The organism is Nonomuraea sp. NPDC050547, from assembly GCF_044457345.1.
Taxonomy (GTDB): Bacteria; Actinomycetota; Actinomycetes; order Streptosporangiales; family Streptosporangiaceae; genus Nonomuraea.
Map to the genome: position 1 here is coordinate 90,738 of NZ_JBITGW010000009.1, position 21,303 is coordinate 112,040.

General features: G+C 70.7%; 25 protein-coding genes. 13 read left to right on the top strand and 12 right to left on the bottom strand.

What is annotated here, in order from left to right; genetic code table 11:
- Window positions 1-239 precede the first annotated feature (239 nt).
- Window positions 240-536, top strand: a complete 297-nt coding sequence (locus tag ACIBHY_RS23010) for a WhiB family transcriptional regulator (protein ID WP_148036282.1) — start codon at window positions 240-242, stop codon at window positions 534-536.
- 41 nt (window positions 537-577) lie between these two features.
- Here the strand turns inward: ACIBHY_RS23010 and ACIBHY_RS23015 are convergent, their stop codons facing one another.
- Both ACIBHY_RS23015 and ACIBHY_RS23020 read right to left on the bottom strand, forming a co-directional pair.
- Window positions 578-1,711: an ArsA family ATPase gene (locus ACIBHY_RS23015; RefSeq protein ID WP_397103762.1), complete on the bottom strand. Its 1,134-nt coding sequence runs from the start codon at window positions 1,709-1,711 to the stop codon at window positions 578-580.
- Window positions 1,708-2,709, bottom strand: a complete 1,002-nt coding sequence (locus ACIBHY_RS23020; protein ID WP_397247444.1) for an ArsA-related P-loop ATPase — start codon at window positions 2,707-2,709, stop codon at window positions 1,708-1,710. Before ACIBHY_RS23020 ends, ACIBHY_RS23015 begins: the two co-directional genes overlap by 4 nt.
- A gap of 77 nt (window positions 2,710-2,786) precedes the next feature.
- On the opposite strand from ACIBHY_RS23020, the gene ACIBHY_RS23025 reads away from it, so the two are divergent.
- From ACIBHY_RS23025 to ACIBHY_RS23040, 4 genes are read left to right on the top strand one after another with little or no spacing between them, the layout of a single operon-like run.
- Window positions 2,787-2,942, top strand: coding sequence for a DUF4177 domain-containing protein (locus ACIBHY_RS23025; protein ID WP_181019660.1), 156 nt, complete (start codon window positions 2,787-2,789; stop codon window positions 2,940-2,942).
- Entirely contained in the window at window positions 2,939-3,397 is a 459-nt protein-coding gene (locus ACIBHY_RS23030; protein ID WP_397247446.1) for a RidA family protein, read from the top strand. The genes ACIBHY_RS23025 and ACIBHY_RS23030 overlap by 4 nt, the downstream gene beginning before the upstream one ends.
- Window positions 3,398-3,456: 59 nt before the next feature.
- Window positions 3,457-4,263, top strand: a complete 807-nt coding sequence (locus ACIBHY_RS23035) for an NUDIX hydrolase (protein WP_397248028.1) — start codon at window positions 3,457-3,459, stop codon at window positions 4,261-4,263.
- Entirely contained in the window at window positions 4,260-5,048 is a 789-nt protein-coding gene (locus ACIBHY_RS23040) for an MBL fold metallo-hydrolase (protein WP_397247448.1), read from the top strand. The genes ACIBHY_RS23035 and ACIBHY_RS23040 overlap by 4 nt, the downstream gene beginning before the upstream one ends.
- A gap of 4 nt (window positions 5,049-5,052) precedes the next feature.
- On the opposite strand, the gene ACIBHY_RS23045 is transcribed toward ACIBHY_RS23040, so the two are convergent.
- The 3 genes from ACIBHY_RS23045 to ACIBHY_RS23055 all read right to left on the bottom strand — a co-directional run bounded on the left by ACIBHY_RS23045 (window position 5,053) and on the right by ACIBHY_RS23055 (window position 7,031).
- Window positions 5,053-5,577, bottom strand: a complete 525-nt coding sequence (locus ACIBHY_RS23045; protein WP_397307673.1) for a hypothetical protein — start codon at window positions 5,575-5,577, stop codon at window positions 5,053-5,055.
- Window positions 5,578-5,677: 100 nt separating this feature from the next.
- Entirely contained in the window at window positions 5,678-6,250 is a 573-nt protein-coding gene (locus tag ACIBHY_RS23050; RefSeq protein WP_397247452.1) for an MFS transporter, read from the bottom strand.
- Between the two features lie 100 nt (window positions 6,251-6,350).
- A complete protein-coding gene (locus tag ACIBHY_RS23055; protein ID WP_184958766.1) occupies window positions 6,351-7,031 on the bottom strand; it encodes a Crp/Fnr family transcriptional regulator in 681 nt (226 codons plus the stop codon).
- A gap of 107 nt (window positions 7,032-7,138) precedes the next feature.
- Here ACIBHY_RS23055 and nth point away from each other — a divergent pair, with 107 nt between their 5' ends.
- Window positions 7,139-7,795, top strand: coding sequence for an endonuclease III (gene nth / locus ACIBHY_RS23060; protein ID WP_397247454.1), 657 nt, complete (start codon window positions 7,139-7,141; stop codon window positions 7,793-7,795).
- Window positions 7,796-7,849: 54 nt separating this feature from the next.
- A complete protein-coding gene (locus ACIBHY_RS23065) occupies window positions 7,850-8,500 on the top strand; it encodes an NUDIX hydrolase (protein ID WP_397307674.1) in 651 nt (216 codons plus the stop codon).
- On the opposite strand, the gene ACIBHY_RS23070 is transcribed toward ACIBHY_RS23065, so the two are convergent.
- A complete protein-coding gene (locus ACIBHY_RS23070; RefSeq protein ID WP_397307675.1) occupies window positions 8,447-8,767 on the bottom strand; it encodes a hypothetical protein in 321 nt (106 codons plus the stop codon). The two genes, ACIBHY_RS23065 and ACIBHY_RS23070, sit on opposite strands and share 54 nt — an antisense overlap.
- Window positions 8,768-8,848: 81 nt before the next feature.
- Here ACIBHY_RS23070 and ACIBHY_RS23075 point away from each other — a divergent pair, with 81 nt between their 5' ends.
- Entirely contained in the window at window positions 8,849-10,039 is a 1,191-nt protein-coding gene (locus ACIBHY_RS23075) for a MarP family serine protease (RefSeq protein ID WP_397247460.1), read from the top strand.
- 18 nt (window positions 10,040-10,057) lie between these two features.
- On the opposite strand, the gene ACIBHY_RS23080 is transcribed toward ACIBHY_RS23075, so the two are convergent.
- From ACIBHY_RS23080 to acs, 6 genes are all read right to left on the bottom strand, one after another.
- On the bottom strand, window positions 10,058-10,672 hold the full coding sequence (locus ACIBHY_RS23080) for a pentapeptide repeat-containing protein (RefSeq protein ID WP_397247462.1): 615 nt from the start codon (window positions 10,670-10,672) through the stop codon (window positions 10,058-10,060).
- 20 nt (window positions 10,673-10,692) lie between these two features.
- Window positions 10,693-11,139, bottom strand: a complete 447-nt coding sequence (locus ACIBHY_RS23085) for a DUF309 domain-containing protein (protein WP_397247464.1) — start codon at window positions 11,137-11,139, stop codon at window positions 10,693-10,695.
- Window positions 11,136-12,050, bottom strand: a complete 915-nt coding sequence (locus tag ACIBHY_RS23090) for an alpha/beta fold hydrolase (RefSeq protein ID WP_397307676.1) — start codon at window positions 12,048-12,050, stop codon at window positions 11,136-11,138. Before ACIBHY_RS23090 ends, ACIBHY_RS23085 begins: the two co-directional genes overlap by 4 nt.
- Window positions 12,040-12,489 (bottom strand): phage holin family protein, encoded by a 450-nt coding sequence (locus ACIBHY_RS23095; protein ID WP_397247468.1) that lies wholly within the window; start codon window positions 12,487-12,489, stop codon window positions 12,040-12,042. Before ACIBHY_RS23095 ends, ACIBHY_RS23090 begins: the two co-directional genes overlap by 11 nt.
- Window positions 12,490-12,520: 31 nt before the next feature.
- Window positions 12,521-13,747 carry a Na+/H+ antiporter NhaA gene (gene nhaA, locus ACIBHY_RS23100; protein WP_397247470.1) on the bottom strand — a complete coding sequence of 409 codons (1,227 nt, stop codon included), beginning with the start codon at window positions 13,745-13,747 and terminating at the stop codon, window positions 12,521-12,523.
- A 144-nt stretch (window positions 13,748-13,891) separates the two neighbouring features.
- Complete coding sequence (acs, locus tag ACIBHY_RS23105) at window positions 13,892-15,865, bottom strand: acetate--CoA ligase (RefSeq protein ID WP_397247472.1); 1,974 nt, start codon at window positions 15,863-15,865, stop codon at window positions 13,892-13,894.
- Between the two features lie 239 nt (window positions 15,866-16,104).
- On the opposite strand from acs, the gene ACIBHY_RS23110 reads away from it, so the two are divergent.
- From ACIBHY_RS23110 to ACIBHY_RS23130, 5 genes are all read left to right on the top strand, one after another.
- Complete coding sequence (locus ACIBHY_RS23110; protein ID WP_397307677.1) at window positions 16,105-16,821, top strand: oxidoreductase; 717 nt, start codon at window positions 16,105-16,107, stop codon at window positions 16,819-16,821.
- Window positions 16,822-17,495: 674 nt separating this feature from the next.
- Window positions 17,496-18,539, top strand: coding sequence for a septum site-determining protein Ssd (gene ssd, locus ACIBHY_RS23115; protein ID WP_397247476.1), 1,044 nt, complete (start codon window positions 17,496-17,498; stop codon window positions 18,537-18,539).
- Window positions 18,539-19,690, top strand: coding sequence for a TadA family conjugal transfer-associated ATPase (locus ACIBHY_RS23120; protein WP_397247478.1), 1,152 nt, complete (start codon window positions 18,539-18,541; stop codon window positions 19,688-19,690). Before ssd ends, ACIBHY_RS23120 begins: the two co-directional genes overlap by 1 nt.
- A complete protein-coding gene (locus ACIBHY_RS23125) occupies window positions 19,687-20,394 on the top strand; it encodes a type II secretion system F family protein (protein ID WP_397307678.1) in 708 nt (235 codons plus the stop codon). Before ACIBHY_RS23120 ends, ACIBHY_RS23125 begins: the two co-directional genes overlap by 4 nt.
- An 11-nt stretch (window positions 20,395-20,405) precedes the next feature.
- Window positions 20,406-21,170, top strand: a complete 765-nt coding sequence (locus ACIBHY_RS23130; RefSeq protein ID WP_397307679.1) for a type II secretion system F family protein — start codon at window positions 20,406-20,408, stop codon at window positions 21,168-21,170.
- Window positions 21,171-21,303 lie beyond the last annotated feature (133 nt).

Here is a 21,303-nt window from a genome sequence, read left to right on the forward strand (position 1 = left end):
GACCAAGAGTACGTCGAAAGAGTGTCGTTATCGGTAACCGAACCCCATTTCGCCTTGACTGGAAGGGGTGACTAGTCATTCCCGGTCAACACTCGGGCGAGAAATTGGTCCTCTGGGGTCTGTCGGCCCGAACGTCTCGTTGCATACGTTCTCCTCTGCGGCAACTGAATACGGAGGCTCGGCGCCCGCGCCCGTCGGCCCCAAGTGACGACTGACCACCTAAGGGGAGTGGGGTCGAAATGTGGATCACGGATTGGACCTCCCGTGCCGCCTGTCGAGGTGCGGATCCGGACGCGTTGTTCGTCCAGGGAGCCGCGCAGAACAGGGCTAAGCTGATCTGCCGAGGATGCCCGGTCCGTACCGAGTGCCTCGCCGATGCGCTCGACAACCGCATCGAGTTCGGGGTGTGGGGCGGTATGACGGAGCGGGAACGGCGGGCGCTGCTGAGGCGACGGCCAGACGTGGACTCGTGGCGGGAGCTGCTCGAGTCTGCGAAAGAAGAGTACGAACGGACAAACGAGCTGATAGCGGGCTAACCCCGCGTGGAAAGCACGGCCGGCGAGCGTCGGCCGTGCTTTCATGCTCCCGAAGCCAGGAGTTCCCCGATCTGGTGCAGACCCGCCAGGTCGTGGACGTCCTCCGACATGGCGCGGACCTGGACGACAGGCACCGTGGGGTGCGCGGAGACGAAGTGCTCCTGCTCCCGGTGCTCACGGGCCGCGAGCTGCATCCGCCCGGTGTGGAGCCGCAACACGGCGGCGGTCAGCTCGTGCTCGCCCTTGGACTCCAGGTCCTCCGCCGCGGCCGCGCTGCGGGCCGCCGAGATGCCCGCCGCGGGCGAGAAGTGCACCCGGTTGACCACGAGCCCGGCCAGCGGCATGCGTTCCTCCGCGAGCCGTTCGACGAAGTACGAGGCCTCCCGCATCGCGTCGCGCTCGGGCGCGGCCACCACCACGAAGGCGGTGCCGGGCGCCTGCAGGAGCCGGTAGGTCATCTCCGCCCGCTGCCTGAACCCGCCGAAGACGGCGTCAAGCGCGGAGACGAACGTCTGCAGGTCCTTGAGCACCTGCGCGCCCAGCAGCTTGGTCATCGCTCCGGCCACGAGCCCGAACCCGGCGTTGAGCAGCCGGAAGGCGCTGCGGCCCCCGGCCTTGGCGGGCGCGGTGAGCAGCTTGATGAAGCGCCCGTCAAGGAAGCGGCCGAGCCGTTCGGGGGCGTCGAGGAAGTCCAGCGCGGAGCGCGAGGGCGGGGTGTCGACGATGATCAGGTCCCACTCGTCCGAGCGGCGCAGCTGCCCGAGCTTCTCCATCGCCATGTACTCCTGCGTGCCGGAGAAGCTGGACGACAGCGACTGGTAGAAGGGGTTCGACAGGATCTGCCTGGCCCGCTCGGGGTCGGCGTGGGCCTCGATGATCTCGTCGAAGGTCCGCTTCATGTCGAGCATCATCGCGAACAGCTGGCCACCGCCCTCCTCGGCGGTGTGCACCAGTCTGGGGGTGTTGTCCAGCTCCGAGAGGCCCATCGACTGCGCCAGCCGCCTGGCCGGGTCCACGGTCAGCACGACCGCGCCCCGGCCGCGCTCCGCGGCCCGCAGGCCCAGCGCGGCGGCGGTCGTGGTCTTGCCCACACCGCCGGCGCCGCAGCAGACGATGATGCGGGTCCCGCGGTCGTCGAGGATGGCGTCGACGTCGAGGGGGGCGGGCTTCTTCACGCGGCTCCCTGGTTTCGGATGCTTGCTGCCAGCTCATAAAGGCCGGCCAGATCTACACCGTCGGCCAGCAGGGGAAGCTCGTATCGGGGCAGCTCGGCCTGGTCGAGAGAGGCCCGCTCGGCGCGCTCGATCGCGGTACGGCGGGCGTGCTCGACCACCTCACCCACGAGGGATTCGGCCACCGCCACCGCGTCGGTCCCGTCGGCGAGACCGGCCGCCTTGAGCCCCAGTGTGAGTTCCCCCACGTCGAATCGGCCCTTGACAGCCGAGTCAAGTACGGCCCGCGGAAGCAGTGATTCACGGACCATATTGATGAAAATTCCGCCAGGCGGAAGACCGGCAGAACGCAATTCGGCGAGGCCGTCCAGCGTCTCCTGAACCGGCATCTCCTCCAGAAGCGTGACAAAGTGCACAGCCGTCTCGGGGGACTTCACCACCCCGCTCACCAGGTCGGAGTGGTTCTTGATCGGCCCGACCTTGGCCAGTCCCGCCACCTCCTGCGTGACGTTGAGGAAGCGGGTGATCCGGCCGGTCGGCGGCGCGTCGAGGACCACGGCGTCGTAGACGCGCCTGCCGTTCTTGGCCCGCCTGCGCACGGCCTCGGTGGTCTTGCCCGTGACCAGGACGTCGCGGAAGCCCGGCGCCACCGTGGTGGCGAAGTCGACGATGCCCATCCGGGTCAGCGCGCGGCCGGCGCGGCGCATGCCGTAGAACATCTCCATGTAGTCGAGCATGGCCTCTTCCGGGTCGATGGCCAGCGCGTACACGTCGCCGCCGTCGGGGGCCACCGCGATCTTGCGCTCCTCGTAGGGGAGCGGTGGCAGGTCGAAGATCTGCGCGATGCCCTGCCTGCCCTCCACCTCCACGAGCAGCACCTTGCGCCCGCCCGCGGCCAGCGCGAGTGCCAGCGCCGCGGCCACCGTCGTCTTGCCGGTGCCGCCCTTGCCGGTGACGACGTGCAGTCGCACGCCGTCCCAATCGGTGTCCCGAGAGTCCACGATTCGAGGCTACCTGGCGGTCACTTACCGAAGCCTCCTGCGGGGGCATTGAGCTCCGTCACACTACGCTGAGCCGCATGAAGAAATGGGAGTACCTCACAGCCCCGCTGCTGATCCACAACACCAAGATGATCCTGGACAACTTCGGCTCCGACGGCTGGGAACTGGTCCAGATCGTGCCGGGCCCCAACGCCGAGAACCTGGTCGCCTACTTCAAGCGGGAGAAGGCATGACCCCCGAGGAGAAGATCGCCGATCTCGGCCTGACGCTGCCCGAGGTCGTACCTCCGCTGGCCGCCTACATCCCCGCCGTACGCACCGGCGACCTCGTCTACACCTCGGGCCAGGTGCCCATGGTGGAGGGCAAGCTGGTCGGCTCCGGCAGGGTCGGCGCCGACCTCACGGCCGAGGAGGCCGCCGGCCACGCCCGCATCTGCGCGCTGAACGCGATCGCCGCCCTGAAGTCGCAGGTGGGCGATCTGGCGAAGGTCGTGCGGATCGTCAAGGTCGTGGTCTTCGTGGCCAGCGCCCCCGACTTCACCGGCCAGCCGAGCGTCGGCAACGGCGCCAGCGACCTGCTGCGCGACGTCTTCGGCGACGCCGGGGTGCACGCCCGCAGCGCCGTGGGTGTGGCCGCGCTCCCGCTGGGGGCATCGGTCGAGGTGGAGCTGATCGCCGAGGTTTCCTGACGGACCGGATATGTCACCATGACCGAGTGATGTTCTAGTTGGAGGTCATCGTGACTGGTATCCCCCTGCCGAAGGATCTGGCCGGCCGCGCTCGCGACATCAACGCGGGACGCATCGAACCGGTCCCCGCCCGGGACGCCGCCACCGTGGTGATCCTCAGGGAGGGGCCGCTCAGGGGGCCGGAGGTGTATCTGCTGCGGCGCAAGACCACCATGGCCTTCGCCGCGGGCGCCTACGTCTTCCCCGGAGGCTCCGTGGACCCGCGTGACACCGACCACGCGGTCGCCTGGGCGGGGCCGTCCCCCCGGGAGTGGGGTGAGGTCTTCAACGCCGACGAGCGCACCGCCCGCGGACTGGTCTGCGCGGCGGTCCGCGAGACGTTCGAGGAGTCAGGGGTACTGCTGGCCGGGCCCGGCACCGATTCCGTGGTCGCCGACACCACCGGCGCCGACTGGGAAGCCGACCGCCTGGCGCTGATCGACAGGAGCCTGGCCTTCGCCGACTTCCTGGCCAAGCGCGGGCTGGTGCTCCGCTCCGACCTGCTGAAGCCGTGGGCGCACTGGATCACCCCCGAGATGGAGGAGCGCAGGTTCGACACCCGCTTCTTCGCCGCCGTGCTGCCCCCGGGCCAGCGCACCCGCGACGTGGGCGGCGAGGCCGACCAGGTCGCATGGAAACGCCCGTCCGAGGCGCTCGAACTGGCGGCCGGCGGCGAGATCTTCCTCATGCCGCCGACCTACCACACGCTCAACGAGCTGGCCGCCTTCGCGTCGGTGGGCGATGCGCTGGCCGTACAGCGAAAAATCATCACGATTCTCCCGCGAGCGGTAGAAATCGAGGGAGAGATGCGGTTGATGGTGTCATGAGCGGTCTCTACATCCCGATCGGCACCCCCGACGGATCCCGTACGGCTCACGCCGAGAACCTCCTCGCCCCCAACCCGGGCATGATGACGCTCGACGGCACCAACACGTGGGTCATCGGCACCAACGAGGTGATCGTCGTCGACCCCGGCCCCTCGGACGAGGCCCACCTCCTCCGCGTGGTCGCACACCTGGGCGAACGGCGGGTCCGCCACATCCTGCTCACCCACGGCCACCACGACCACAGCGGGGGCGCCAAGCGCTTCGCCGAACTCGTCGGCGCCCCCGTCCACGCCCTGGACCCGCTGCACCGCCTGGGCTCGGAGGGCCTGAGCGACGGCGACGTGGTTCGGGCCGGAGGCGTGGAGCTCCACGTGTACGCCACGCCCGGGCACTCCTTCGACTCCCTGTGCTTCTGGCTGCCGGAGGACCGCGCGATGCTGACCGGCGACACCGTTCTGGGCCGCGGCACCACCGTCATCGCCCAGGACGGCGGCCTGACCGACTACCTCCACAGCCTGGACCGCCTCAGGAAGACCGCTGAAGACCTGGAGGCCGACGCCCTCCTGCCCGGCCACGGCCCCGTCCTGGCGAACCCGCCGGCGGCGCTCGACGGCTACATCGCGCACCGCCGCGAACGCCTCGACCAGATCCGCCAGGCCAGGAAGAACGGCGCCAGGACCCCGCGCGAGGTCGTCGAAGTGGTGTACGCGGACGTGGACCGCTCGCTGTGGCCGGTGGCCGAGATCTCCGTCCGGGCCCAGCTGGACTACCTGGCCGGCGAATGAGCGCTCAGGGCTGGACGAGGCCCACGGCGAACGCGTAGTCGTCCAGGGTGAACTGGGTGATGCCGTTCATGCGCAGGGCCTGCACCCGGACGGTGTAGGCCCCCGGGCCCAGGGGAGCGGAGAAGCGCTCCAGGGCGTGCGCCTCCTCGGCGTCACCGGGGCTGTCGAACTTGTAGTCCGTGCTCGCGACCGGGTGCAGTTCGGTGGTCGTGCCGGCGGAGTTGACCACGACGACGCGCACGGAGCACCACGCGCTGGCCGCGCCGACGCAGATGGACTCGGCGGTGAAGCGGGCGTCGACGAATCGTGTCGTCCCCGCGGGCACGGTGACGCTGACCGACGCGGTCGGGATGTTCCCCCAGGCTCCGATCGTCTGGGCGGTCCAGGGGCTGTTCTCGCCGGTGAAGGACTGCGCGCTGGTCTGCGTGCCGTTCTGGGAGCTGGGTACGGCGCCGGCGGACGTGGCCGCCAGTGCGAGCGCGCCGGACAGCGCCACCGTGGTGAACGCGGACTTGATGAGTCTGGACAACGGGATTCCTCTCTGCCGTCGCGGAGCCGTGCGCTCCGCGACCGGTCGTTTCTGGAATCACGCTGACAAGAACGTTGTGGCTGGTGAAGCCGTCCCTGAATTATCCGGACAAGTCCGTACGGGTCTCAGGAGCGGGGCGGGTACGCGGCGTGAAGAGCGCCACCGCCACCACGGCGACGACGGTCAGCGGCACGCAGACCAGGAGGTTCCATCGGAAGGAGAGGTACTGGGAGATGACGCCGCCGATCACGGGCCCGGCGTTCAGCCCCACCAGGGCCACCACCGCCGGGATCGCGACCGCCGGCCACCAGGTGGCGCCACGCAGGTGCGTCCTGGCGAGCTCGAACCCGGCCCGCAGCACGATCGCGGACGCCAGCCCCTGCCCGAACCGGCAGGCGACGAGCATGCCGCCGTTCACCGCGAACGCGCCCGCGGCCGACATCAGGCCGAAGCCGGCCAGACCCCACAGGAGCACGCTCAGACGGCCCTTCACGGGGATCAGCACCCCCAGGAGCGCCACGGGGAAGGCGTAGGCCAGCATGACCTCGGTCGCCGGGGTGAGGCCGAGCTCGGAGGTGATGATCGATCCGGCGGCGTTCAACACGGTCCAGTTCACCGAGAAGATCGCCACACATAAGGTCAGGGCCGCGACCATCTGCCATCGTCCAGTCATCGCCGGACCATACCCAGAAGAGGTTGACAACCACTTGCAACAACCGGCCCCTGCTGCCTGTAGGGCCCACGGAGAACTGCCCGCACGGGCCCTTGGGCGGTCAGCGAGAGCGGTTGTGGAGGCGGTCCATGTCGAGGATCACGACCGCCTTGGCCTCGATGCGCAGCCAGCCTCGCTGGGCGAAGTCGGCCAGTGCCTTGTTCACCGTCTCCCTGGAGGCGCCCACCAGCTGGGCGAGCTCTTCCTGGGTCAGGTCGTGGTGGACGCGCAGCCCGTCGTCGGTCTTCGCGCCGAAACGTTCCGCCAGGTCCAGCAACTGCTTGGCCACGCGTCCCGGTACGTCGGTGAAGACCAGGTCGGCCAGCACGTCGTTGGTGCGCCGCAACCGCTGGGCCAGGGCGCGCAACAGGTGCAGGGCCACCTCGGGGCGGCCGGTCAGCCAGGGGCGCAGGTCGTCGTGGCCCAGCCCGGCCAGCCGTACATCCGTCAGAGCCGTGGCGGTCGCGGTGCGCGGCCGGGGATCGAACAGCGACAGTTCGCCGAACATCTCGCTCGGGCCGAGCACGCTCAGCAGGTTCTCGCGGCCGTCCGGGGACTGGCGGGAAAGTTTGATCTTGCCTTCGAGCACGACGTAGAGACGGTCGCCCGTCTCGTTCTCATGGAAGAGCGTCTGTCCCTTGGACAGCTGGACTTCGGTGATGCTCGTGCGCAGCGCCGCTGCGCTCTCACGGTCGAGCGCGGCGAACAGGGGGGCCTTGCCCAGCACGTCTTCGGTGTTCACTCTGCCTCCTCTGCTGCCATTGTGACGCACCCCACTTCCCGCCACGCACTTAGGCTAGGGAGATGCCCTCTGAGTCGAGACTCGCCCTGGTGCGCAGGGCGCGCCGGATGAATCGCATACTGGCGGAAACCTACCCCGACGCCCACTGCGAGCTCGACTTCGGTAACCCGCTAGAGCTGCTGGTCGCGACGATCCTCTCGGCGCAGTGTACGGACAAAAGGGTCAACATGGTTACTCCAACCCTTTTCGCGAAATATCCGACAGTCCAGGATTACGCCGCCGCCGACCGCGCCGAGATGGAAACGATCATCAAGTCGACCGGCTTCTTCCGTGCCAAGACCAACTCGATCATCGGCATGGCCCAGGCCGTCTGCGACCGCTACCACGGCGAGGTCCCCGGCAAGCTCAAAGATCTCGTCACCCTGCCCGGCGTGGGCCGCAAGACCGCCAACGTGGTCCTCGGAAACGCGTTCGGCGTGCCGGGCCTGACCGTCGACACCCACTTCCAGCGCCTGGTACGCCGCTTCGGCTGGACCGAGGAGACCGACCCGGTCAAGATCGAGCACGTGGTCGGGGAGCTCATACCCAAGCGGGAATGGACCATCTTCTCCCACCGGGTCATCTGGCACGGCCGCCGCATCTGCCACGCCCGCAGGCCCGCCTGCGGCGTGTGCCCGCTGGCCGCCCTCTGTCCCGCGTACGGCACCGGCCCCACGGAGGAGAAGGCCGCCCAGAAACTCGTCAGACCCGGCCCGTTCTCCTGATCTCGAACAACCTTGGTGGGAAGCTGCGAGGGCTCGATCGCGTTGGAGGTGTTCGTGACGCAGGTGCCCGACTGGCTGGACCAACTGGCGGCGAAAGCCGTACGCACGCAACCTCCCCGAGACATGCACCCGCCCGCCGACGGCGCGGGCAGGCGGGCGGCGGTGCTGATGCTGTTCGGCGAGGGCCCCCTGGGGCCCGACGTGCTGCTGATCCAGCGCAGCTCGCGCGGACGCAGGCACGCCGGTCAGCCCGCCTTCCCCGGCGGCGGCGTGGACCCGGAGGACGGCGGCCCGGTGCGGGCGGCGCTCAGGGAGGCCGAGGAGGAGACGGGACTGATGCCCCAAGGGGTGACGGTCGTGTGCACGATGCCCGAGGTGTACATCTGGCGCAGCGACAACCGCGTCACCCCCGTGCTGGGCTGGTGGCACGCGCCGTCGGCGGTGCACGCGGCGGCCCCCGACGAGGTGGAGTCGGTGGAGCGGGTGCCGGTCGCCGAGCTGGTGGATCCGGGCAACCGGATGACGTTGCGCCACCCCGGCGGTTACGCGGGCCCGGCGTTCAGGGTGCGGGGGATGCTGGTGTGGGGCTTCACCGCGAGCCTGCTGGACGGGGTGCTGGGGATGAGCGGGTTCGAGCGGCCGTGGGATCCGTCAGTGACCGAGGATCTGCCGCCCGAGGCCGTCAAGCTGGCCCGCCGAGGCTAGGGCGGCGTGCCGTACGCCCGCATCGTCGTCGCCGACGGCCAGGTAGCGCAGGATCGGCAGCGACCGGAGCCTGAACGCGCTCAGGTCGGCCATGATGTGCACCCCCAGCAGCCGCTCAGCCGCGCTCTCCGCCGCGCACAGGCGTCTGGCCAGGGTGAAGGACTCTGAGTCCCCACGCGCTCGCAGCGCGCTGATCGCGCTCTTTCTGACGGGTCCGGCAGGGTCGGGGTCGGTCAGGGCCGTCTCGACGATCTCGCGCACGCTCACGCCGTCACGCTAGCCCGGAGGGTAAGCCCATCCTGGCCGAAGGCGTGCACACTTGACCCGGTTGCTGGTTACCTTTGAAGCGTGCGCGGTGATCTGCTTGACCTCATCTTGATCGGCCTCGTGATCGCCTTCGGGATCTCGGGTTACCGGCAGGGCTTCATCATCGGCGTCATGAGCTTCGTGGGGTTCGTGGGCGGGGCGGTGCTCGGGGTGTTCATCGCGCCGCCGATCTCCAAGGCCGTGGTCAGCGGCCCGACCGAGCAGGCGCTGCTCGCCATCGTGATCGTCTTCCTGACGGCGACGATCGGCCAGTTCGCCTCCTCGACGATCGGCGCCGTCGTCCGCTCGCACGTCACCTGGGAGCCGGCGAAGCTGGCCGACGCGGTGGGCGGCACGTTCGCCAGCGCGCTGTCGGTGCTGGTCATCGCGTGGCTGATCGGCTCGCTGATCGTCTCGACCTCGTTCACGCCTTTGGTCACCCAGGTGAAGGACTCGCTGCTGCTGACCACGGTCGACGACGCGATCCCGCAGGCCGCGCGCAACTGGCAGCAGCCGTTCAAGCAGTTCATCGACAACTCCGAGTTCCCGCCGGTGTTCGACGCGATCGGCGGCGACCAGCTGGTCAACGTCGCGCCGCCCGACGTCAGCGTGCTGCAGGGCGGGAAGCTCAAGAAGGCCCGCGCGTCGATCGTCAAGGTCCAGGGCAACGCCGAGAGCTGCAACAAGCACATCGAGGGCACCGGCTTCGTCTACGAACCCGACCGGATCATGACCAACGCGCACGTGGTCGCCGGCGTCACCCGCGACCTGGAGGTCATCGACCAGGGCGGCAACAAGCACGCGGCGACCGTGGTCCGCTACAACCCGCAGCGCGACATCGCGATCCTGCACGTTCCCGGCCTCAACCTGCCCGACCTGGAGTTCGACGGCCAGGCCAGGAGCGGCGACAGCGCGATCATCGCCGGCTACCCCAAGGGCAAGGGCTTCACCGCCGAGCCGGCCCGCATCCGCAGCAAGATCCCCGCCAAGGGCCCCGACATCTACCGCAGCATGAACGTCACCCGGCAGGTCTACCAGATCCGCGGCAAGGTGCTGCCCGGCAACTCCGGCGGACCGCTGCTCACCGTCGACGGCAAGGTCTTCGGCGTGATCTTCGCCGCGGCCATCAGCCAGGAGGAGACCGGGTACGTCCTGACCGCCGACGAGGTCCGCCCCGACGCGTCGGCCGGACGCGCCGACGTCAGCCCGGCCAGCACCCAGCGCTGCGACTAGCCACACCCGCGCACGCCATCAGCGCACGTCGAAGCCCAGCGCGGCGGCCACGACCGTCGCCTGGAAGGAGTCGATGATCGCCTTCTTGACCGTGGTGACCTGCGGGTCGAGCGCGGCCAGGTCGCTGCCGCGCAGGTCGCAGGCGGTCAGGTCGGCGCTGTGCAGCCAGGCGCCCGACAGGTCGCTGCGCAGGATCTCGGCCTTCTCCAGCCGCGCCCCCGTCAGGTCGGCCTCGCGCAGCCGCACCCCGTGGAAGGCGCTGCCGCGCAGGTCGGCGCCGGGCAGGCCGACGAACGACCAGTCGCCGCCCTCGACCTTGAGCAGCCCGTAGCTGCAGCCGTCGAACATGCTGCCGGTGAACTTGCACGCCCGGAACGTGGCGTCGAAGAACGAGCACCGCCTGAACGTGCAGTTGACGAAGCTGGAGTCGTCGTGCTCGGAGACGTTGAAGCGCACCTGCGAGAACGTGCACTCCTCGAACGCCGAGCCGCGGTTGATCATCTCGGTCATGTCGACGTCGACGAACAGCACGCGGCGGAACGTCTCATGGTCGAGGTCGCGGCCGTCCCACTCGCCTGACCTGATCGCGGACTCGGTGGGCGGAGCGGGCGCCCCGTGCTTGCGTTCGGCCATGCCGTCAGGCTAGCCGCGGGCTACGACAGTTCGAGCTCGCGCAGGATCAGGGCGATGGCCGCGCTCGCGTCGCTGTCCTCGCCGAAGCCCGTCGCCGCCCTGCCCACCTGGTCGTACGGCGGGCCGTACCCCTGGATGCGGGCGGCGCCGCGGCTGAAGAGGGTCAGGGCCCCGCGCCCGTTGCCCCGTTGCAGGTGGGTGAGGCCGACGCAGATCTGCGCCAGGCCCTGCCACAGCTCGCGCTCCTCGTCGGGGGCGCATTTCCAGCGGCCCTCGAACACCTCGTGCGCGTGGAAGGGCTTGTGCTCGGACAGGAACCGGCGGCCGTCGTCGAGCGCCTGCTCGGTGGTGGGGGCGTAGTCGTCGGGGACGCGTGGGACCCCGGCCGTGCCGTACGGCAGGGGACGGCCGAACTCGTCGCGGGGGCGCGCGTTGCGCGGCCTGCCCTCGCTGTCGCGGTCTCTCATCGATCAGGCTCCGGGTCGGCTAGCCACCCGAGCAGCTCTGCGTCGAACTTCTCGGGGGTCTCCTCGTGGGGGAAATGCCCCGCTCCCTCGATCAGCCTCCAGCGGTACGGCGCGGCGACGTATCGGCCGGAGCCCTGCGCGGTGCGCGGCAGGACGCAGGTGTCGAGCAGGCCGTGCAGTTGCAGGGTCGGCGACTCGACCGCGGTGCGCATGGCCCTGGCGTAGCGCAGGCCGTCGGGCCGCAGCTGGGAGCGGCCGAACCAGCGGTGGTACTCCAGGGCGAGGTGGGCCACCGCGGGGATGCGGAAGGCCTCGCGGTAGGTGCGGCCGGTCTCGGCGTCGGGCCAGCCGGGCCGCGACCAGGCCTCCAGCAGGCTGCCCACGAGCGCGCCCTCGTGGGCGACGAGCCGCCGCTCGGGCAGGATCGGCAGCTGGAAGCGCAGGGCGTGGCGGTTGGCCCTGAACTGGCCGGGGCTGAGCAGCGTGCGGCGCAGGCGGCGCGGGTGCGGCGCGCCCACGGTGACCAGCCTGCTGACGCTCTTGGGGTCCATGACGGCCATGGTCCAGGCCATCAGGCCGCCCCAGTCGTGGCCGACGACGATCGCGCGGGTCTCGCCGAGGGCCCTGATCAGGCCGGTGGCGTCGCCGGCCAGGGTGGGCAGGTCGTAGCCGCGCGGCGGCTTGTCGCTGCCGCCGTAGCCGCGCAGGTCGACCGCGACCGCCCGGTAGCCCGCCTCGGCCAGGGAGACGAGCTGGCGCCGCCAGGTCCACCAGAACTGCGGGAAGCCGTGCAGCAGCAGGACGAGCGGCCCCTCGCCGGCCTCCACGACGTGGAAGCGGGTGCCGCCGGCGTGTACGCCGCGGTGTGTCCAGGGCCCCTCGATCTGGACGAACGCCTCGTCAGGTGCCATCTGGCTTCACCGGCTCGCGATGTGTGCCCGCCAGGCCCGCGGTCGGCACCAGGCCGTCGTCGGGGTCGGCGATCTCCTTGAGTCCCTTGATCGAGCGCGCGGTGCGCTTCATGCCGGCGAGCCCCTTGAGCCTGCGCATGCCGATGAACACCAGCAGTCCCGCGGCCAGCAGGTAGAAGACGGTCACGATGAGGAAGGCGGCCCACGTCGGCAGCCATTGGTCCAGCACGTACGCGATCGTGAAAGAGATCAGGATCAGGCACAGGTGGGCCATGAACGCCGCGGCGGCGAACAGGCCCGCGGCCGTGCCGACGCGTTTGGCGTCGAACCTCAGCTCGGCCTTGGCCAGCTCGATCTCCGAGCGGACCAGCGTGGAGATCTGCTGGCTCGCCTGGGCGACGAGAGAGCCCAGGGATTCCTCTTCCGTGGTCTGCTGCATGAACGTCTCCTATCGGGGCCTGGTGGCCATGTCAAACATCATCCAGCGCCCTGCGGCGATTGCGTACCCGGAGGTTGAGGAGCACCGCGGCCAGAACCGAGGCGATCAGGCTGGCCGCGAGGATCCCCGTGGTGACGGCGTCGGCGCGCTGCGGATCGTGTCCGTAGGCGAGGCCGCCGATGAGCAGCGACACCGTGAACCCGATCCCGGCCAGCAGTGACACCGCCGCCATGTCCCGCCAGTGCAGCTCTTCCGACAGTCTCGCCAGGCCGAGCCTTACCGACAGCCAGGCGCCGCCGAAGACCCCGAGGAACTTGCCGAGCACGAGACCCGCCACCACCCCCAGAACTACCCGATCGGAGAAGATACCGCTCATGCTTGACGCGTTGAGTTGCACCCCCGCCGACAGAAAGGCAAAGACCGGAACGGCGAAGCCCGCCGAAAGCGGGCGGATGTGGTGGTCGGCGGCCTCCGACGGAGAGCGTTCCTCGGTGTCGTCCGCCCACACGCGCGTGAGCAGTCCGAGCGCCACACCGGCGACGGTCGCGTGCACGCCGCTGACCTCGACGAAGTACCACGCCAGTACGGCGAGCGGCAGATAGATCCATACCCCCTTGACCCGCTTGTACTGCAGGAACCCGTACAGGCAGATCAGCGCGGCCCCGGCCGCCAGCATGATCAGGTCGAGGTTCTCCGTGTAGAAGATCGCGATGATGGAGATCGCGCCGAGGTCGTCGACGACGGCGCTGGTCAGCAGGAACGCCCGCAGGGCCGCGGGCATCGCGCTGGCGGTGACGGCGAGGACGGCCAGGGCGAAGGCGATGTCGGTCGCCGTGGGGATCGCCCACCCGCGTCCGGCCTCGGGCGCACCCCAGCTGACCAGCAGGAAGATGGCCGCCGGGACGATCATGCCGGCGATGGCCGCGATGATCGGCAGGGCCGCCTTGCGCAGGTTGCTGAGCTCGCCGTGGACGAACTCCTCCTTGACCTCCAGCCCCGCCACGAAGAAGAAGATGGTCAGCAGGCCGTTCTGGGCCCAGGTGACGAGTTCGAGATCGAGGTGGAGCGCCGCCGGTCCGATCTTGGTGTCGCGGAGGGCGGCGTAGCTCTCGTAGGACACGTTGGCCCAGATCAGCGCGGCCACGGTGGCCGCCAGCATGATGATGCCGCCGATCGTCTCGGCGCGCAGCGCTTCGGCGAGCGTGCGGGCGTAGCGGACGGTGGGCCGGAACGGCCAGACCTCGGCGGCGCGGCGCAAGGTGGTTCCCCCTCGGGAGTGGCGGTTTTGGGGTCGGTACCCCCTGTCGCCGACCAGACTTCCCGGCACACCCGTGATTAATGTACCCGTAAGCATGAGGAAGGCCCCCATAGGGGCTATGAGGGCCTTCTTCTACCTCGGTGCTCAGTCCTCGCTCTTGGCGGAGGGCAGCTTCTCCGAGATGAGGTTCATCACCGTGCTGTCGGCCAGCGTGGTGACGTCGCCGACGCTGCGGTTCTCCGCCACGTCGCGCAGCAGGCGGCGCATGATCTTGCCGGAGCGGGTCTTGGGCAGCTCGGGCACGACCAGGATCTGGCGCGGCTTAGCGATCGGGCCGAGGGTCTTGGCCACGTGGTTGCGCAGCTCGGTGGCGATGTCCGCGCCCTCCTCCGCGGTGCCGCGCAGGATGACGAACGAGACGATCGCCTGGCCGGTGACCGGGTCGGTGGCGCCCACGACCGCCGCCTCGGCGACCTTCGGGTGGCTGACCAGGGCCGACTCCACCTCCGTGGTGGAGATGTTGTGGCCGGACACGAGCATGACGTCGTCGACCCGGCCGAGCAGCCAGATGTCGCCGTCCTCGTCGCGCTTGGCGCCGTCGCCGGCGAAGTACATGCCGGGGAAGCGCGACCAGTAGGTGTCGATGTAGCGCTCGTCGTCGCCCCAGATGGTGCGCAGCATCGACGGCCACGGCTCGCGGACGGCCAGGTAGCCGCCGCCTCCGTTGGGCACGCTCTGGCCCTGGTCGTCGACCACGTCGGCGACGATTCCCGGCAGCGGGCGCATCGCCGCGCCCGGCTTCGCGCTGGTCACGCCGGGGAGCGGGCTGATCATGATCGCGCCGGTCTCCGTCTGCCACCACGTGTCCACGACGGGGGTACGGCCGGCACCGATGTGCTCGCGGTACCAGACGTAGGCCTCGGGGTTGATGGGCTCGCCCACGGAGCCGAGGACGCGCAAGGACGACATGTCGAACTTCGCGGGGATGTCGTCGCCCCACTTCATGAACGTCCGGATCGCGGTGGGCGCGGTGTAGAGGATCGTGATCTTGTACTTCTGTACGATCTCCCAGAACCTGCCGCGGTGCGGGGTGTCTGGGGTGCCCTCGTAGATGACGCTGGTGGCGCCGTTGGCCAGCGGGCCGTACACGATGTAGGAGTGCCCGGTCACCCAGCCGATGTCGGCGGTGCACCAGTAGATGTCGGTCTCGGGCTTGAGGTCGAAGACCGCGTTGTGGGTCCAGGACGTCTGGGTGAGGTAGCCGCCGGTGGTGTGCAGGATGCCCTTCGGCTTCCCGGTGGTGCCGCTGGTGTAGAGGATGAACAGCGGGTCCTCGGCGTCGTGCGGCTCGGGGGTGTGCTGGTCGCTCTGGCGCTCGACGATGTCGGCCCAGAAGACATCCCGGTCGTACGTGGAAATTTCCTGATTTGTCCGGCGGACGACGAGCACGTGCTCGATCTGCGGACACTGGGCCACGGCCTCGTCCACGGTCGGCTTGAGCGCGGACGGCGCGCCCCTGCGGTAGCCGCCGTCGGCGGTGATCACGAGCTTGGCGTCGGCGTCGTCGATGCGGCTCTTGAGCGCGCTGGCCGAGAAGCCGCCGAAGACCACCGAGTGGATCGCGCCGATGCGGGCGCAGGCCAGCATCGCGATCGGCAGCTCGGGGATCATCGGCATGTAGATCGCCACGCGGTCGCCCTTGGCGACACCCAGCTCCTGGAGCGCGTTGGCGGTCTTGTTGACCTCCCGCTGCAGGTCCGCATAGGTGAGGGTACGGCTGTCGCCCTCAGGCTCGCCCTCCCAGTGGTAGGCGACCTTGTCACCCCGCCCGGCCTCCACGTGGCGGTCGACGCAGTTGTAGGCGATGTTCAGCCTGCCGCCGGTGAACCACTTCGCGAACGGCGGGTTCCACTCCAACGTGGTGTCCCAGCGCTTGGCCCAGGTCAGGCGGTCTGCGGCGCGCTCCCAAAACCCGAGACGGTCGGCCGCCGCCTCGTCGTATGCGTCGGCGGTCACGTTCGCGGCCGCGGCCAGGTCGGCGGGTGGTGCGAACCTGCGGTTCTCCTGCAGCAGGTTCGACAGCGCCTGGGGCTCGGTGCCAGGGGTTTCCGGGGCCACCTGAGTGCTCCTTCTATGGCCAGATTGGTTAGGTCGTGTCCCACTTCACCAGGTGGCGGGCGGCTCAAGCAAGAGGTCTAGACAGGTCCGTACCGGCCGTGGCGCTTATCCCTCGTCATTACCTTCGCTATTGACCCGATGTCATCGCGAAAGCAGAGAATGATGGAACGAGCCAATTTGTCGGGGTTTATGGGCCCCCTCAGCGGCCCCACGAGTTACCCACAGGTAAGGTCGGACGCGTGAGTGACCCTCTGGCCGCAGTCGCGAAGCTTCCCGGCGTTCCCGAGGCCGTCGACGAGGCCCGTGAAGCCGTCGACCGGCTTTACCGGCATCGAGTGCTGCGCCGGGCCCGTCCCGCGGTGTCCACCGAGTCGTCCCTGCGTGGCGCGCGGGCTTCGGCGGCGCTGGAGGGCGCGGACGTCACACTGGACGCGCTGCGCCGCGACGAGGTGTCCGATCCGGTCGTGCAGGGCGCGCTGCGGGCCTCGGCGGAGGTCGGCAGGCTGGGCCCGACCTGGCGCAAGGCTCCCCGGCAGGTCATGGCCCGCCTCCACTCGGTGGCGGCGGCCGGTCTCGTCGGCCAGGACGCGCTCGGGCGGCCGTCGGCGGGAGGACCGCGGCTGGACGCCCTCTTCAGCCTGCTGGAGACGCCCACCAAGGCTCCGGCCCTGGTCCTGGCCGCGATCGTGCACGCGGAACTGGCGGTCCTGCGTCCCTTCGGCAGCGCGGACGGGGTCGTGGCGCGCGCCGCGGAACGGCTCACGCTGGTGGAGTTCGGCCTGGACCCGAAGTCGATCGTCGCGGTCGAGGTGGGGCACCTTGAGCAGGACTACGAGGCCGGCCTGAAGGCGTACGTGGACGGCGGGGTGGCCGAATGGGTACGCCAGTGTGCCGCCGCGGTAAGCCTTGGTGTCCGGGAGACGACGGCCATCTGCGAGGCCATGCAACGCGGCTGAACATAGCTGACGGCGCCTCGCTTGTGAGACGCCGTCTGCCGTGCATCACACCGGGTTACCAAGCGTGCACCTCAATTCGTCGGATCGGGTCAAGCCCGTCTCGACGCGCCTCCCGCGGCTGGTCGCGCGTGGGTACCCGGCTGACGCACCCGGACAAGTGGTCCGTGTCCCCTTTCTACGTCGGATTCGCCCTGATGGGAACCCCTGGGACCAAGACCTTTACTGCGGCGTGGGGCACCGGTCCGATCTTTGCCGGCCGTACGGGCGGGGTCGCGGGGTGACCTTCCCGTGATGATCACGCTGAGTGATCTCCTTTATGTGATCGTTAGCTTCCGAGGAAAAAACTTAGCGAAAATGCGAGATTGCTCCTCGACGAAACTCGAGTCGATCGGGCAGCATACGGTGGTATCTCCCGAAACTGGAGCGACTGTGCATGGGTTTGCATTGCAAGTCCCTTGCCATGCTCTGGTTAAGTGTTGAAAGCTTTCTTCTGAAACGGGACCGGCTCTACCCCCCCGGAGCCGGACCGATCAGGCGACCCCCGCTCTCCCCCCCGGCGGGGGTCGCCCCTTTTCCACAGTCGGCGGCTCCATCCACAGAACCCCGCTCGGCTCCTCGCGCCGCCCGCGCCTCCCCGCATGGTTGTCCTCCCAACCCGCCCCGGGAGGCATCCGATGCACCGTCCCCTGGTCATCACCGAGGACCAAGACCTCCTCGACGACCTCGTCCGCGTGGCCGCCGCGGCCGGAACACAGCTCGACGTCGCCCACAACCCCGCCGTCGCCCGGCCGTACTGGGGCATCGCCCCGGTGGTCGTGGTCGGCGACGACCTGGCGGGGAAGGTGGCGGAAACCGCCCCGCCCGCGCGCGAACGCGTCTTCCTGGCCGCCCGCGAACCCGCCGACCCCGGAGCCTGGCGGCGCTGCGTGGAAGTGGGCGCCCAAGCCGTCATGGACCTTCCGGGCGACGAACGCCGCCTGGTGGAGGAGTTCGCCGAGGCCCTGGAGCCCGCCTCCCGCGCGGGCGTGGTGGCCTGCGTGGTCGGCGGCCGCGGTGGCGCGGGCGCCAGCGTCCTGGCCGCCTGCCTGGCCCTGAAGGCCTCCGCCGACCGCCTCGCCACCCTCCTCGTCGACGCCGACCGGCTCGGCGGCGGCATCGACGCGCTGCTGGGCCGCGAGGAGGCCCCGGGCGCCCGCTGGAGCGACCTGCTGGCCAGAGAGGGCCGCATCAACGCGGGCGCCCTGTCCGCCGCCCTGCCCGCCTTCGGCGACCTGGCCCTGCTGAGCTTCGGCAGAGGACGGGCCGCCCCGGTCCCGCCGGCCGCCATGCGCGCGGTGCTCGAAGCGGGGCGGCGCGGCTTCGACCTCGTCGTGGTCGACCTGCCACGCCACCTCGACCCCGCCGCCGCGGAAGCCCTGGCCAGGGCCGACACCACGTTCGCCGTCGCCACGGCCGACGTGCGCGGCGTCCTGGCCACCGCCCAGGTCGTGCACGACGTGGCCGAGCACACCGCCGACATCAGGGCCGTGGTCCGGCCGGGCGCCCTCGACGAGCGGGCCGTGGCCCACAGCCTCGACCTCCCGCTCGCCGGCACCCTCCCCGACCATCCGAGGCTCTCGGCCACACTCAACCGCGGCGAACTCCCGCGCCTGGGCCCGCGCACCGCCCTGGGCGGTCTGTGCGCCACGCTCGTCCAAACGCTCGCCCAGGACCGCTGATGGAGTCCCCGCCCGCCGACCTCGTCGAGGCCGTGCGCGCCAGGCTGGCGCGCACGGGTGTCGAGCCGAGCGCCGCCCAGGTCGCGCTCGCGCTGCGCGCCGAGAAGTCCGTGTACGGCGACGCCGAGATCCTGGCCGTCGCCCGCGCCCTGTGCGCCGACCTGATCGGCGCGGGGCCGCTGGAGCCCCTGCTGGCCGCGCCCGACGTCACCGACGTCCTGGTCAACGGGCCCCGCGAGGTCTGGGTCGACGACGGCCGGGGGCTGCGCCGTACCCGGGTGGCCTTCGCCGACGACGCCGCCGTGCGCAGGCTGGCCCAGCGCCTGGCCGCCGCCGCGGGCCGCCGGCTGGACGACGCCTGCCCTTACGTGGACGCCCGGCTGGCGGGCGGCGTACGCCTGCATGCCGTGCTGCCGCCCATCGCCTCCGGCGGCACGTGTGTCTCACTGCGCCTGCCGCCGCGGCAGACGTACACGATGGACGCCCTGGTCCGCGCGGGCACGCTGGCCCCGGAGGCGGCCGCGATCCTGCGCCGCACGGTCGCGTCCCGGCTGGCCTTCCTGGTCACCGGCGGCACCGGCACCGGCAAGACCACGCTCCTGTCCGCGCTGCTGTCCCTCGCCGATCCCGGCGAACGCCTGCTGCTGGTCGAAGACTCCGCCGAACTACGTCCGGAACACCCGCACGTGGTGCGGCTGGAGTCGCGCCCGGCCAACCTGGAGGGCGCGGGCGGCATAGGCCTGCGCGATCTCGTACGGCAGGCGCTGCGCATGCGGCCGGATCGCGTGGTGGTGGGCGAGGTCAGGGGCGCCGAGGTCGTCGATCTGCTGGCGGCGCTCAACACGGGGCACGAGGGCGGCTGCGGCACGCTCCACGCGAACGCGGCGGCCGACGTGCCCGCGCGGCTGGAGGCGCTGGGGTGCGCGGCCGGACTCAGCAGGGAGGCCGTCCACAGCCAGCTCGCGGCCGCGCTCGACGTGGTCGTGCACCTGGCCAGGAGCCGCGCCGACGGGCGGCGGCGGGTCGCGGAGATCTGCCTGCTGGACCGGACGCCGTCAGGGCTGGTGGAGGCACGGACGGCCATGACGTTCCACGAGGCCGGGGCCGTGCGGCTCGGGCCCGCTTACGGGCGTCTTGAGGAGGCGTTGTGAACACCCTTGTCGTGGCCGCCATGGCGGTCGGCGGGTTCGTCTGGCTGTGGAGCGGGTTCCGGCACGCCGCCGAGGTCCGGCTGGCGCGGGTCCTGGGGCGGGGGCCCGCGGCCGGGCTCCGGTGGGCGTGGATCACCCGGCTGGTCCGGCGGCGGCGGCCGGTGGCCGACGAGTGGCATCGGGCCTCCATCGAGCTTTGCCACGCCTTGTCGGCCGAGTTGGTGGCGGGCCGTACGGCGGGGGAGGCGCTGGCGCGGGCCATCGCCTCGGTGGACGTCCCCGGCGACCTGCGCGAGGTGACGGCAGCGGCACGGGACGGAGGTGACGTCGCCGCGGCCCTGGTCGCCGCCGCCCCCGAACAGGGTGGTGAGGGGCTGCGGCGGCTGGCGGCCTGCTGGAGCGTCGGGGTCGGCGTGGGCGCCGGGATGGCGGCGCTGGTGGAGCGGGTGGCTCACGCGCTACGCGCCGCTCAGGCGCATCGGCAGGATGTGGCCGCCCAGCTGGCCGGGCCGCGTACCACCGCCCGGTTGCTGGCCGGGCTGCCCTTGCTGGGGGTGGGGATGGCGGCCGCGATGGGGATGCGTCCGCTCGACTTCCTGTTCGGCGGGGTGCCTGGGCTCGCCTGCCTGGGGGCGGGCGTCCTGCTCGACATCGGCGGCCTGTGGTGGACCGGCCGCATGGCCAAGGCCGCGCTCGACTCGTGAGGAGCTGATCCATGTACCTTCTGGCTGCTCTGTGCGCTGCCGTGGCCGTCTGGGTCTGGCTGCCTCCGGACACGGCCGCTCGCCGGTTGTCGCGCCTGCGCCCTCCCGGCGACGGCGCGGCGCGCGACCCCGCTGAGGAGGTGCCTCGCTGGCTCGGATCCACGCCCACGTGGCCTCCCGACCGGCGCACGCTCGTGTCCGCCGCCTGCGCCGGGCTTATGACCGGGCTGGCGGTCGGGGGTGTGGTGGGTGTCGTCGCCGGGGTTCTCGCGGCTTCGGGGGCCGGCTGGGCGCTGCATCGGCAGGAGCCTCCGGCTGTCCGCCTGGAACGCCGGCGGATCGCGGCCGACCTTCCCTTCGCCGTGGATCTGATGGTCGCCTGCCTGCTGGCGGGCCGGCCGGTCAGCACCGCCACGGAGACCGCGGCCGGGGCCGTGCCCGGGCCGTTGGCGGATCGCCTGCTGTGGGTGAGCACTCAGCTGCGCCTGGGGGCGGACGCGGAGCCCACCTGGGCCCACCTGGCCCGCGATCCTGCCACCGCTCACCTGGCCCGTGCCATGACCCGGGCCGCTCTCAGCGGGGCGCCGGTGGCCGACGTACTCACCCGTCTGGCTGACGATGCCCGGGAGGCGGCTCGTGCAACGTCGCTGGCCGCCGCGCGCAGGGTGGCGGTGAAGGCGGTGGCGCCGCTGGGGCTGTGCTTCCTGCCCGCGTTCGTGCTGCTGGGCGTCATCCCGATCATCGCGGGCCTGGCGTCCACGATCGTCCTGCCCTGATCGTGCCGCAGGCGCTATCCACAGCTGCGCACATCCCGCGGGCGTCAATCCACAGAACCTCGTTCAGCCGATCGCCACCCACCCCCTCTCGGCGACTCTTGGACTCCCGCGCCGGTCAAGCCCCAGCGCCCAA

Bases quoted from the DNA above. Each gene is read 5' to 3' on its own strand.
- ACIBHY_RS23010 (WP_148036282.1), top strand. From the start codon at position 240: ATGTGGATCACGGATTGGACCTCCCGTGCCGCCTGTCGAGGTGCGGAT.
- ACIBHY_RS23025 (WP_181019660.1), top strand. From the start codon at position 2,787: ATGAAGAAATGGGAGTACCTCACAGCCCCGCTGCTGATCCACAACACC.
- ACIBHY_RS23030 (WP_397247446.1), top strand. From the start codon at position 2,939: ATGACCCCCGAGGAGAAGATCGCCGATCTCGGCCTGACGCTGCCCGAG.
- ACIBHY_RS23040 (WP_397247448.1), top strand. From the start codon at position 4,260: ATGAGCGGTCTCTACATCCCGATCGGCACCCCCGACGGATCCCGTACG.
- ACIBHY_RS23050 (WP_397247452.1), bottom strand. From the start codon at position 6,250: ATGACTGGACGATGGCAGATGGTCGCGGCCCTGACCTTATGTGTGGCG.
- nth (WP_397247454.1), top strand. From the start codon at position 7,139: ATGAATCGCATACTGGCGGAAACCTACCCCGACGCCCACTGCGAGCTC.
- ACIBHY_RS23080 (WP_397247462.1), bottom strand. From the start codon at position 10,672: ATGGCCGAACGCAAGCACGGGGCGCCCGCTCCGCCCACCGAGTCCGCG.
- ACIBHY_RS23085 (WP_397247464.1), bottom strand. From the start codon at position 11,139: ATGAGAGACCGCGACAGCGAGGGCAGGCCGCGCAACGCGCGCCCCCGC.
- ACIBHY_RS23090 (WP_397307676.1), bottom strand. From the start codon at position 12,050: ATGGCACCTGACGAGGCGTTCGTCCAGATCGAGGGGCCCTGGACACAC.
- ACIBHY_RS23095 (WP_397247468.1), bottom strand. From the start codon at position 12,489: ATGCAGCAGACCACGGAAGAGGAATCCCTGGGCTCTCTCGTCGCCCAG.
- ssd (WP_397247476.1), top strand. From the start codon at position 17,496: ATGCACCGTCCCCTGGTCATCACCGAGGACCAAGACCTCCTCGACGAC.
- ACIBHY_RS23120 (WP_397247478.1), top strand. From the start codon at position 18,539: ATGGAGTCCCCGCCCGCCGACCTCGTCGAGGCCGTGCGCGCCAGGCTG.
- ACIBHY_RS23130 (WP_397307679.1), top strand. From the start codon at position 20,406: ATGTACCTTCTGGCTGCTCTGTGCGCTGCCGTGGCCGTCTGGGTCTGG.